Origin of the sequence: Nocardia sp. CDC159 (assembly GCF_023740735.1) — a bacterium.
Taxonomy (GTDB): domain Bacteria; phylum Actinomycetota; class Actinomycetes; order Mycobacteriales; family Mycobacteriaceae; genus Nocardia; species Nocardia pulmonis.
Genome location: NZ_JAMRXH010000005.1, coordinates 216,223 through 228,259 on the forward strand (window position 1 = coordinate 216,223; position 12,037 = coordinate 228,259).

The window sequence follows — 12,037 nt, forward strand, 5'->3', positions numbered from 1 at the left end:
GCGTGAACGGCGATTCGCGATGACGCACGAACCGGACCCGGGCCTGCTGCGGTTGGCCTTCGAGGCCACGGCCCCGCCGCGTACGCTGCGCCGCGAGCGGACCTGGCAGGTCCGCGGCGCGGCGACGGCGCGTGTGGCGGCACTGCGCTCGGCGCTGGCCCCAGCCGACGAGCCCGAGGGCGTGGTCTATCTCGCGCCCCCGCCGACCGTGGATCTCGAGGCCCAGCGCATCGGGTTGGCGGGTCTGTTCGAGATCATCGCCGCCGCGCTCGCGCGGGCGACGGTTCCGGCGCTGACCGTCGCGACCTTCGGCGCTCGGCCCGGTAGCGGCGCGAGCGATCCGGTCACCGCGGCGTACCTGGGCATCGTTCGGGTGCTCGGCCGCGACCATCCCGAATTGCGTGCCCGGCTGGTCGATCTCGATTCCGGCGACCCCGACTGGGTGGCGGCACTGGTCGGCGAGCTCGATGCCGACGACGACGAGGACCTGGTGTTGATCCGCCAGGGCGTGCGGTTCACCGGCCGCTGGCACCGGCATCGACTCGGCGTCGCCGAGCCGCTCGAATTACCCGGCGCGGGAACCTATCTGGTGGCCGTGCCCGATTCGCTGGCACAGCGCGCGGTCGCGGCGCTCACCGCGCGGGGCGCCCCGAACCCGGTGGTACTCACCAATACTCCGGATCGGGCCGGGGCCGCGCGGCCGGACGGTCGCATCGTGGCAGCGGACCCGGCCGACCGGGCCGGACTCGAGCGGGCGCTGACGGGCATCCGCCGGGAACTGCCGCCGATCCGTGGCGTGGTGTATGCCCCCGCGTCGCCACCGGAGCCGACGCTGCGCTCACCGGAGGCGCGCGATCTGGCTGCCGCACTGGTGTCGGTTCGCCGGGCCGTGGTCAATCTGGACGAGCTCACCAGGGCCGACGATATCGACCTGTTCGTCCTGCTCGGTTCGCCCGACTCGATGACCGCGACCGCCGGTGCGGTCGCCATCGACAGCTGCCTGGACCGGCTGGCCGCCGACCGCGCGGCCGCCGGACCGACCGCGGTGAGTATGCCGTCGGCGCTGGTCGGATCCGGCCCGGGCTTCGACGCGGCGCTCCGCTGCGGTGAGCCGGTGATCGGCTGTCGCGGGGTCGACATCCGGCAGTGGTTCGACACCTATCCGGCCACCGCCGCCCTGGGCAGCTTCCGACGGCTGCGCACCCGTCCCCAAGCGCCCGGTCCCGTCGCGAGCGATCTGCCGCGCGTCCTCGCCGAGCTCCCGACGCGGGAGCGAACGGCCCTGATTCTGAACAAGATTCGCGAATTGGCCGCCGATGTGCTCGGCCTATCGCCGGAGTCGATCGATGACGAGACCCCGCTCGAACAGCTCGGCATGGACTCCATGCAGGGCCTGCGGCTGCGCGGCCAACTGGAACGGCTGGTCGGAATGCGCCTGGCCGTGACCCTGCTGTGGACCTACGGCAGCCCCCGCGCTCTGGCCGAGGCCCTCGACCTGCGGCTGCGCGAGCGAACCGACCCGGTGCCGAGGAGGGTGCCGTGACCGTTTCCGCGCAACCCCTGGCAGTCGTCGGCATCGGGCTGCGGCTGCCCGGCGGCATCGACGATCTGGATGGGTACTGGCGCCTGCTCGAGCGCGGCGGCGATGTGGTCGCGCCCATGCCCGAGCACCGGCGCGAGCCCTTCGCCGACGAGTGGGCCGGTCTGCCGGACCGCGGCGGGTTCCTCGACGACGTCTTCGGATTCGATGCCGGCTTCTTCGGCATGCCCAGCAAGGAGGCCCGCGCCCTGGACCCACAGCATCGGCTGCTGCTCGAGGTGAGCTGGGAGGCATTCGAGGACGCGGGTATCGTCCCCGGCCGCGACGCGGGGCCGCGGACCGGTGTGTATGTCGGGCTGAGCACCAACGATCACCTCGACTACTACCGCGGCGGCACTCCCGACGGGTTCTGGGCGCTGGGCGGCGGGCACTGCTTCGCCGCGGGGCGCATCTCCTATCTGCTGGGTCTCGGCGGCCCGGCCATGGCCGTCGACACCGCCTGTTCGTCCTCACTCGTCGCGATTCACCTTGCGGCACAGGCGCTGCGCACCGGGCAGTGCGATCTCGCCGTGGCAGGCGGGGTGAATCTCATTCTGTCCCCGCATACGACGCGGCTGGTCTACCAGACCAGTGCGCTGTCCCCCGACGGGGTCTGCCGGACCTTCGACGCGCGTGCCAATGGCTTCACCCGCAGTGAGGGTTGCGGTGTGGTCCTGCTCAAGCGGCTCGCCGACGCGCGGCACGACCGCGACCGAATCCACGCGGTGATCCACGGTGTCGCCGTGAATCAGGACGGCCGTTCCTCCGGCCTGACGGCGCCGAATGTCCTCGCGCAGGCCCGGCTCCTCGAGGCGGCGCTGCAGGACGCCGGATTGAAACCGGAGGACGTCGAACTGCTCGAGGCACACGGAACGGGCACCGCCCTCGGCGATCCGATCGAAATCGCGGCTGTCGCGGCAACACTCGGCCGCACGGCGGGCGCGGCGTTGCAGGTGGGAGCGGTGAAGACCAATCTGGGTCATCTGGAGGCCGCCGCCGGGGTCGCCGGTCTGATCAAGATCGTGCTGTGCCTGCGGCACGCGGCGATACCGCCGCTGGTGCACTTTCGCACGCTGAATCCGCGCATCGAGCTGGAGGGCAGCGGTATTCGGCTGGCCACCGAATCACGCTCGTGGGAGCCGGGATTCGCCGGTGTCAGCGCGTTCGGGATGAGCGGGACCAATGCGCACGTCATCCTCGGCCCGGCCGAGCCCGCCGCCGCGGCGCGGGCCGAGGCCGTGCCCGGATTCGAGCTGTCGGCCAGAAGCGAAGCGGCCCTGCGCATTCTGGCCGCCGCCTGTGCGGACCGCCTCGACGGACTCGCCGACGAGCAGTACCCGGCCTTCGCCTACACCGCTACCCACGGGCGGATGCGCCAGCGCCACACCGCCCGGGTCACCGCCTCCGATCCGACGTCCGCCGCGGCCGCACTGCGGGCGCTGGCCGCGGGCGACCCGGCGCCGGGCCTGGAATCTCCGGCGCCGCAGGGCTTCTCGCTGTCACTGCCGCGTTCGGTACTGGACCTGCCGCACTACCCCTGGGAACGGCGCCGACATGCGCTGGACCCCTCCGGCGAATGAGAAAGGACCCATCAGTGATCACCATCGACGAGGTTGTCGCCCTGGTACGACGTGAGATGCGCGGTAAGGCCCGCCGGGACACCGTGCTCGACGAATCCTCCCCGCTGACCGACATCGGGCTGTCCAGCCTGCAGATCGCCGAGATCGTGTTCACGCTGGAGGAGGCGCACGGCGCGACCTTCGCCGACCATCTGGCCGCGAACGCGAAGACGCTCGGTGACCTGGTCGTCCTGGGCAATCAAGCGCTAGCGGCGCAATCCCGCTGACCTCGTCATGGAAAGGGGCGAGCGATGAACAACAGGGAGCACTACGGCTTCATCGTGATCTCCTCGATCACACCGGTGCTCGGCGTGATCGGGGCGATGGTGCTGCTGTGGAACCGGGTCTTCGGTCCCGCCGATCTGACCGCCTTCCTGCTGATGTTCCTGATCGGCGGATTCGGCATCTCCACCGGCTATCACCGGCTGCTGTCGCATCGGGCGTTCAAGACCCCTCGCGCGGTGCGGTTCGCGCTGACCGCCGCCGGCGCGATGGCCGCGCAGGGGCCGCCGCTGACCTGGGCCGCGCACCATCGCCGACATCACCGCGTGGCCGACCGGCCCGGCGATCCGCACAGTCCCTACGACAGCGACGAACCCGGTCTGCGCGGTGTCCTGAAGGGTCTGTGGCACGCGCACATCGGCTGGCTGTTCGATTCGGAGCTGTCTTCGGACCCCATCCGCTACTGTCCGGATCTCGCGCGGGACAAGGATGTTCGGTTCATCACCCGGCACTTCCTCGCCTTCGTGGTGGCCGGGCTGGCACTGCCCACCCTGATCGGCCTGGCGTGGACCGGCACCTGGCAGGGCGCGCTCACCGCCTTCGTCTGGGGCGGTCCGGTCCGAATCTTCTTCAACAATCAGACCACTTACGCCGTCAACTCGATCGGCCACTTCTACGGCCGACGCCGATTCGACACGCCGGATGAATCCCGCAATGTCGCGCTGCTGTCGATCCTGTCGTTCGGCGATTCCTGGCACAACAATCATCACGCCTTCCCGCGGGTGGCCAATCACGGATTCCGCTGGTGGGAAATCGATCCCAGCGCGGTACTGATCCGCACGCTGGAGGCGACCGGGCTGGCGCGCGACGTCGTGCGCATCGATCGGACCCGCGAGCAGCGGCGGGCCGAGGGTCTGTCGCGGGTCGGCGGCGGTCGGCGCGCCGCGCTGTCGCCGTCCAAGCCGCTGTCCGAACGCGCCGGTTCCGAGGGGGATGCCGATGTCGAATGAATCCGCGGGCCTGTGGGATCGGCTGTTCGGCGGCTCGGCGCGACCGCGCGCGGCCCTGCACTGCTGGACCGGAACCCGGTTCGAGGGTGCGTCATGGGACGAGGTGGTGCGCGACGCCGAACGGATGACCGCCGGTCTGCGCCGTGCGGGGGTGCGGTCGGGCACCAGAGTCGCTGCGGTGCTGGGCAATTCCCCAGACACCGTGCGGGGCCTGCTCGCGGTGTGGCTCGCGGGCGGGATGGTCGCCTCCCTGCCGATGATGGCCCGCGGGATGGCCCCCGAGGAGTACGCCGACCAGCTCCGCACCATCTGCGACCGGCTCGAGCCGGTGTTCTTCGCCGCCGATGACGATCTGCTCGCCGCGCTGCCCGACACCTTCGGGGTCCGGACCCGCGCCTGGCGCGAATTCGCCGGGACCGGCGCGATCGACGCCGCCCCACCCGCCGACACCGACCCGGCGTTCGTCCAGTTCTCCTCGGGCAGTGTCGGCACGCCGAAGGGATGCGTGCTGACCCCGGCGGCGATGGCCGCGCAGCTGGACATCATCGCCGATTTCATCGAACCGCGGCCGGGCGACATCTGGGCCGGATGGTTGCCGCTGTCGCACGATATGGGGCTGTTCGGCGGCCTGCTGAACTGCCTGGGCCACAATATCGAGGCCTATCTGTCCACCCCGCTGCGGTTCGCGTTCTCCCCCGCCACCTGGTTCGCCGATGCCGCTCGGGTGGGCGCGACGATGACCGTCGGAAGCAGCAGCGCCCTGCACCTGGCCGCGCGCGCCTCGGCGCGGCACCGGGCGAGCTGGCCGGACGGCGGGCTGGCGGCAACCCGGATCTGCGTGATCGGGGCCGAGCGGGTCGAGTCCACCACGCTCGCCCTCGCCACCGAGACCTTCGCGTCGGTGGGGTTGCGTCCGGAGGCGTTCATGCCCGCCTACGGGATGGCCGAGGCGACGCTCGCGATCACCGCCACACCGATGCGGGAATTGCCGCGCCAGTTGTCCTTCGATGCCGTCGCCCTGGCCGATGGCCAGCTGGTCGAGGTGTCCTCGGACGAGCCGGGCGCCGCCACGGTGGTGTCGGCCGGGCCCGCCTGTCGCGGTGTCTCGCTGTTGGACACCCCCGCGACCGAGCTCGGCGAGATCAGGGTCAGCACTCCCAGTCTGGCCCAGGGCTATTGGCGCGACGACGAGCGCACGGCCCGGGTATTCGACGGCGGCATCCTCGCCACCGGCGATCTCGGCTTCGTCCGCAACGGCTATCTGTACCCGGTCGGGCGCACCGACGACATGATCTCGGTCGCCGGTCGCAAGGTGTACGCCCGCGAGATCGAGACCGCCGTCGAGACCATCCCCGGTGTGCGGCGGGGGTGCACGACGCTCGTCGGCGTTCAGGACGGGCCCAAGTTCCGGCTGAGCCTGCTGGTCGAGGCCAAACCGGAGCTCGCGGACTATGCGGCGGTCGCCGAGGCCGCGGCCGCCCTGTCGATGGCCAAGGCCGCCGTGGCCATCGACGAATGCGTTTTCCTCGAGCGCGACAGCCTGCCCAAGACGCCCAGCGGCAAGATTCAGCGCTACCGCTGCCAGGCCCTGATCCGGGCGGAGACCTTCCGGCCGCTCGCCACCATTCGATTCGACGGGTGAGGCGGATGCAGCACGACAGCACGAAAATCGACGGCCCGACGGTCCTGCTGACCGGCGCGGCCGGTGTGATCGGCCGGGCCATTGCCCGGGAGCTCACCGGGTTTCGCGTCATCGGCCTGGTTCGCGCGGGGGGCGATCCGGGAACCGTGGCGGGCGTGTGTGAGCTGGTGCCCATCGACCTCACCCACCCGAAACTCGGCCTCGCGCGGCCGGAATGGCGGCGACTGGCGAGCGAGGCCGACATCATCGTGCACTCCGGCGCCCTGGCCGAGTGGGGACGCCCGTGGCCGGAGTACCGCGCCGCCAACGTCGAGGGCACCGCCCGCGTCGTCGAACTCGCACAGGCGGCCGGGGCGCCGATCCATCAGCTGAGCACCGTCATGGTACTGGCCGGTCTGCTCGGCGCGCTGGATTCGCTGAGCGAGGGCAATGTGCTGGTCTCCTATGCGCGATCGAAACTGGAGGCCGAGCGAGTGGTGGCCGAAAGCGGTGTGCCGCACAGCGTTTTCCGGCCCACCAGTCTGGTCGGCGATTCGGTCACCGGAGCCAGTTCCGCGCCGCAGATCGTCCAGCAGATCGCCGACTGGTTCTGCCGCGGGCGCGCCCCCTACTTTCCCGCCCACCCGGACAATCGCATCGACCTGGTGCCCCTGGACGTGACCGCTCGCGCCGTCGCCGCCGCGGTCGCGAACGGCGAACTGGGCCAGCACTATTGGCTCAGCTACGGGGATGCGGCCCTGACCGCCGCCGAGGTGGTCGAGGTGATGGCCGCGCACGCCGCGGAGCGGGGCCGGACGATCGCGGCCGTTCCGGTCGTGGATCCGGCTGGGCCGCTGCCCATTCCGTTCGAGCGCGTCGCCCCCACCGCTCGGGCCTATCTGCGAGTGCTCACCGACCTCAGCGAGATGACCCGGACGTGGGGCGGAGTCCTGCCGACCTCGCTGCCGCTGTTGCGGGAGCGGTTCGGGATCCCCGACGCCGATATCGGGCAGGCCCTGCGCGCGAGCCTGAGGTATTGGGCGGATCGGCGCACCGCCGTGGCGGACACGGGGTGAGCCGGTGCGCGAACCGCTATCAGCCAATTCGAACCGTCTGGACGGAGACCACCGGTGACCGAGACCATCGATACCCAGTACCAGGGCGCATCCCAGCAAGCGATCCGCAGCCACTACGACATCGGCAACGACTTCTACGCGCTGTGGCTCGACCCCACCCGCACCTATTCGTGCGCGCTGTGGGACGGCGAGGACGACACGCTGCAGCGGGCGCAGGAACGCAAACTCGATTTCTACATCGACCACATTCGCGCGGTCGGCGCCGAGCGGGTGCTCGACGTGGGCTGCGGCTGGGGCAGCATGCTGCGTCGCCTCGTCGAAAAGCACGGGGTCACAAGGGTTGTCGGATTGACCCTGTCGGATGCGCAGGTGGACCACATCCGCACCTGGGCCGACGACCGCTATGCGGTGGCCGTGCAGAACTGGGCCGACCATCGGCCCGACGCGCCCTACGACGCCATCGTCTCGCTCGGCGCCTTCGAGCATTTCGCCGATATGGGGCTGTCGCGGGCCGGGCGGGTCGAGGCGTATCGGCGCTTCTTCCAGTGCTGTCACGACTGGCTGGCGCCGGGCGGGCGGCTCGGGCTCCAGACCAACGTCAAGGGGAACAATGTCCGGATGAGTCGGGCGGCGGTGCGCAATCAGCTGTTCATCATCGACCGGATCTTCACCGAATCGGAGCTGCCGTGGCCGTCGGAGATACTCGAGGCCAGTGAACGGCTGTTCGATGTGGTGGTGCTGCGCAACGAGCCGGACCAGTACATCCGGACCTGCCGGGCCTGGCTGGAGGCGCTCAACGCCGCCGAGGACCGCGCGCTGGCAATGGTCGGTCCCGAGGTGGTCGCGGATTACCGCCGCTATCTCGAGGCGTGCATCGAGGGGTTCGAGCACCGGCATCTCGGGCTGGTGCGGGTCGTCTTCGAAAAGATCTGAGCCCCTGGCCGACTGTGGAGTACTTACTCGCCGCCGACCCCGTCGCGCCGATCGGTGCGCGGCCGTTACTGCTGTTCCTGCTGCAGTGCGGCCTGCTGCTGGCGTTGGCCTGGGTCCTGGGCGGACTGTCTCGGCGATGCGGCCTGCCCACGCTGGTCGGTGAGCTGCTGGCCGGTGTGCTGCTCGGACCGTCCGTCCTCGGGCATGCGCTGCCCGATCTGCAGCACTGGTTGTTTCCCGCCGATCCCGATCAGTTCCACATGCTCGACGCCGCCGGGCAGCTGGGCGTGCTGATCCTGGTGGGTATCACGGGAGTTCATATCGACGGGCAGCTCATGCGCCGCCATGGACTCGACGCGATGCGAATCAGCGTGTCGAGCTTCGTGATTCCCCTGGCGCTCGGTATCGGCGCCGCGCTGCTGATCCCGGCGTCGCAGATACCCGCCAGCGCGGACCGCGCCACGCTGGCGCTGTTCCTCGGGGTGGTCATGGGGGTCAGCGCGATACCGGTGATCGCCAAGATCCTGCTGGAGTTGCGACTGATTCACCACAAGATCGGACAACTCACGCTGTGCACGGTGATGGGCAACGATATCGCCGGATGGCTGCTGTTGTCGGTGGTGGCCGCGATGGCGACCTCCGGCGCGCACGGCCGCGGCATCGCGATCTCGATCGCGTTCCTGATCCTGACCCTCGCGGCGGCGTTCGCGCTGCGCCCGATCGTGCGGATCGGATTCCGGGCGGCGGCGGGCGGGCCCGAGCACTACGCCACCATCGGCCTGGCGGTCGCGCTGATCCTGCTGTCCGCGGCGGCCACGCAGGCGATGACGCTCGAGGCGGTGTTCGGGGCGTTCGTCTGCGGGATGGTCATCAGCAGTTGCGGCGCCTTCGATCCGGCGCATATCGCGGCCCTGCGCACGACCACCATGAGCGTGCTCGCGCCGCTGTTCTTCGCCACCGCCGGTCTGCGCGTCGATCTCGGGGTGCTGGCCCAGCCGGTGGTGTGCGTCCTGGGCATCGCGCTGTTGGTCGTCGCGATCGTCGGCAAGCTGCTCGGCGGCTACCTCGGCGCGCGGATGAGCCGATTCGGGCACTGGGAGGGCGTGGCGATCGGTGCGGCCGTCAATGCGCGCGGAGTCGTCGAGATCGTCATAGCCATGGTCGGTCTGCGGTTGGGTGTACTCAGTCCGGAGCTGTTCACCATCGTGGTCATGATCGCCATCGTCACCTCGGTGATGACCGCGCCGCTCCTGCGGGCGGCGATGGCCAGAGTCGAGCGCGAGGAGGCGACGCGGGTCGCCGGGCAGACCGCCGGGAAGACGGTGTGATGACGGGAACTTCTTGGCGCTCAACGCATTCGGTTCTGGTTCGCCGTGAATCTCCGGGTTTGCACCGCGAGGCCCGCCAATTCGGTCCGCGAGGAGACGTCCACCTTGCGAAAGATCTTGCGCAGGTAGTAGTTCACGGTGTGCGGGGACACGGCCAGCCGGGTCGCGATCTGCCGGTTGGTCATACCGGCCGCTACCAGGTCGACGACCTCGAGTTCCCGATCGGTGAGCTGATCCAGTCCGGGCGCCGGCGCCCGGGTCGGCAGCGGCGGCAACGGTGGATCGGCCACGCGCGCCCAAGCCGCGCGCGGGGATTCGTGTTCGGGCAGTGCGGCGATATCGCGGAGGATGTGCTGGCGAAGCAACGGATCGCCACCGGCCGCCAGTGCCGATTCCAGCGCCGCCCGGTCGCCTTCGAACACGCCGCGCACATAATGCGCGACCTGCTCGATCAGCGGCGCACCGGGATTTTCGCGGGCGAGCCAATCCATCGTCTCGACAATGCGTTTTGCCATTTCGTCGTCACCGGCCGCGCGGGCGAGTTCGATCAGTCGTGCCGGTCTGCTCGGATCCTCGACAAGGCAGGCGTTTCGCGACCCGAGATCGTCCCACCAATCGCGCAGGCGCGCGGCGGCCTGGACTGGCCCCTGTCGTTGGGCGACGATATCGATTTCGGTGAACCGCACCCGCGCCGTGGAATCCGGAAGTACATAGTAATGGCGTTCGTTGCGCAGTTCTGCGATGAACTCGGCGGCCGCGCTGATATTGCCGAGGCGCAGGGCGGCCTCCGCGGAAACCGAAAGCGCGAGGGCGACACCGACATCGGTGCGCCGCTGCCGGGCGGCTCGCAATGCGGCGGTGGCGGTGGCGAGGCAGCGCTCGAGTTCGGAGCATCGCAGATGGATCGCCGCGCGCAGAGCGAGTGGCGCGGATTCGAAAGCGTACAGCCCATCTCGCTCCACCATCGTCTGCAATTCGTCCACGATTTCGGCGGCTTTGCCGGTGATGTGGAGGTCGGAGAATTTCTTCGCCAGCAGCAGATTCGCGTAGAAGCGCCAGATCGGCCCGTGATTGCTGGCGGCGTGCACCGCCAGCTGATTCAGCCAGAGCCCCTTGGCCAGCCTGCCGGTGTACCACTGCCGGTTCGCCAGCACGCACATCGCCACCGTCTTCACCGAATCCGGGGACGGATGGCCCTCGGCGATGAGTTCGGTTGCGATCCGGCAGGCTTTCTCCTCGTCGACGAGCACGAGCAGGAACAGGTGCAGCGCGTTGAGGTGCGCGAACGCTTCGGGCGGCAGGGTGTCCCGGACGAGCATGGCCTCGACTCCGGCCAATGCGGCGGGCAGATCGCCGCGCACGGTGAGGGTGTGGGCGACCCCGAGCCGGACGAGCGCATCGGGGTCGAGATCGACGGTCGGGCAGGCCGAGATGAGGTAAATGATGTCGCTGATGGGATACGGCCCGCTCGAATCCTCGAATTCATCCGATGATTTCGCGTGTTCGGTGTACTCGTCCGACGGCACGCGGAGCCCCCTTGTTGATCAGCCAGCCTACACCGGCGTTCCGCGGCCCGCCCAGCGGACAGTGGACCCGCACCGGCTCGCGTCCCATCGTAGGTCAGGTCGGCACGGTGCTGCTATGAGGTATTCATGAAGGTCGCTGGACAACCCGACTCGACAATGGGGGTCCGGGTGGAGGATTTCGATCTCTACGACTTCCATGAGTCCGATGTCGCACAGCTACGAAAACTCCTCTACGCCAACAAGATTGTCGTGCTACGCGCACAGCTCCCCTCCCCCGCCGAGTTGGTCGAATTATGCGCCCTGTTCGGCCGCATCGAACGGCGGCGGGAATTCGTCCGCGACTCGTGGTGCTCGGAAAATCAACACACCCCCTATCCGTTCGCGATCTCGATCGCCTGCTCACCCGCCGAACTCGCCCCGAGCCGGAGAATCCATTTCATCGATCAGGGCAAAGCGTATTGCCGTCTGCCCGAATCGTTTCGACGCCTCCTGGCAGGAGCGTGCGCGGTACACACACCCCCGCGCCCCACGCAGCCGTTGGCCACGGTCCGCCACCCCGCGGTCATAGTGCACCCCTGCACCGGCGAGCACATCCTGTACCTCAGCGCGGGTTGCACGGTGGATATCGAGGATCACGAGGGAATGAGCCTCGGCACCAAAACAGTGCGAACCCTGCTCGAGCTGTCGGGACAACTCGACGCGAGTCTCACCCACGATCTCGTCCACCACCAGATTCTCACCCGCGGCGATGTCCTGATCTGGGACAACCGCAGCCTCGTACACCGATTTTCCGCCCAGCAAATACCGAAATCCGTTGTTATCCAACGGTTTGCGGTCTACGACGAGTATCCGTTCGACGCGGCCACGATCGCAAGGCGACGTATCGGAGAGGCGATCTCGTAGCACCGCGCCGGTGACGACCTTCGCCTACCCGCACACAGCCGTCACAACGCGAAGAGGGTGGGTTCGAAAGAGGAAAAACCGCCGACCGCACGAGCGGCCCGACGGTTCCAATTGGACAATCATGGTGGTCCCAGCTGGGTTCGAACCAGCGACAGGGGTATCTTGAGATTGTGAGTCAATCAGCCGAAATAGGACCTCTACCAGCTGGTTATGTCGCCTG

At 69.0% G+C, this 12,037-nt stretch carries 10 protein-coding genes and 1 tRNA gene; 9 read left to right on the forward strand and 2 right to left on the reverse strand.

Annotation, left to right across the window (positions count from 1 at the left end; all coding sequences use genetic code 11):
* Positions 1 to 19: 19 nt before the first annotated feature.
* The 8 genes from NDR87_RS13475 to NDR87_RS13510 are packed head-to-tail and all read left to right on the forward strand — an operon-like array spanning position 20 to position 9,388.
* Complete coding sequence (locus tag NDR87_RS13475) at positions 20 to 1,543, forward strand: beta-ketoacyl reductase (RefSeq protein ID WP_251912289.1); 1,524 nt, start codon at positions 20 to 22, stop codon at positions 1,541 to 1,543.
* The gene (locus NDR87_RS13480; RefSeq protein WP_251912287.1) at positions 1,540 to 3,159 is read left to right on the forward strand and encodes a polyketide synthase; all 1,620 of its coding nucleotides are present in this window, start codon (positions 1,540 to 1,542) and stop codon (positions 3,157 to 3,159) included. Before NDR87_RS13475 ends, NDR87_RS13480 begins: the two co-directional genes overlap by 4 nt.
* Before the next feature lie 14 nt (positions 3,160 to 3,173).
* Entirely contained in the window at positions 3,174 to 3,425 is a 252-nt protein-coding gene (locus NDR87_RS13485; protein ID WP_251912284.1) for a phosphopantetheine-binding protein, read from the forward strand.
* Between the two features lie 24 nt (positions 3,426 to 3,449).
* Positions 3,450 to 4,430: a fatty acid desaturase gene (locus tag NDR87_RS13490; protein ID WP_251912282.1), complete on the forward strand. Its 981-nt coding sequence runs from the start codon at positions 3,450 to 3,452 to the stop codon at positions 4,428 to 4,430.
* Entirely contained in the window at positions 4,420 to 6,072 is a 1,653-nt protein-coding gene (locus tag NDR87_RS13495; RefSeq protein ID WP_251912281.1) for an AMP-binding protein, read from the forward strand. Before NDR87_RS13490 ends, NDR87_RS13495 begins: the two co-directional genes overlap by 11 nt.
* Before the next feature lie 5 nt (positions 6,073 to 6,077).
* Positions 6,078 to 7,127 (forward strand): SDR family oxidoreductase, encoded by a 1,050-nt coding sequence (locus NDR87_RS13500; RefSeq protein WP_251912279.1) that lies wholly within the window; start codon positions 6,078 to 6,080, stop codon positions 7,125 to 7,127.
* Positions 7,128 to 7,181: 54 nt separating this feature from the next.
* On the forward strand, positions 7,182 to 8,060 hold the full coding sequence (locus NDR87_RS13505) for a cyclopropane-fatty-acyl-phospholipid synthase family protein (protein WP_251912277.1): 879 nt from the start codon (positions 7,182 to 7,184) through the stop codon (positions 8,058 to 8,060).
* A gap of 14 nt (positions 8,061 to 8,074) precedes the next feature.
* Complete coding sequence (locus NDR87_RS13510; RefSeq protein WP_251912275.1) at positions 8,075 to 9,388, forward strand: cation:proton antiporter; 1,314 nt, start codon at positions 8,075 to 8,077, stop codon at positions 9,386 to 9,388.
* A 20-nt stretch (positions 9,389 to 9,408) separates the two neighbouring features.
* On the opposite strand, the gene NDR87_RS37725 is transcribed toward NDR87_RS13510, so the two are convergent.
* Positions 9,409 to 10,914 carry a LuxR C-terminal-related transcriptional regulator gene (locus NDR87_RS37725; RefSeq protein ID WP_251912273.1) on the reverse strand — a complete coding sequence of 502 codons (1,506 nt, stop codon included), beginning with the start codon at positions 10,912 to 10,914 and terminating at the stop codon, positions 9,409 to 9,411.
* A 126-nt stretch (positions 10,915 to 11,040) separates the two neighbouring features.
* On the opposite strand from NDR87_RS37725, the gene NDR87_RS13520 reads away from it, so the two are divergent.
* Positions 11,041 to 11,817: a TauD/TfdA family dioxygenase gene (locus tag NDR87_RS13520; protein ID WP_251912271.1), complete on the forward strand. Its 777-nt coding sequence runs from the start codon at positions 11,041 to 11,043 to the stop codon at positions 11,815 to 11,817.
* A gap of 122 nt (positions 11,818 to 11,939) precedes the next feature.
* Here the strand turns inward: NDR87_RS13520 and NDR87_RS13525 are convergent.
* Positions 11,940 to 12,013, reverse strand: a tRNA-OTHER gene (locus NDR87_RS13525).
* Positions 12,014 to 12,037: the final 24 nt, after the last annotated feature.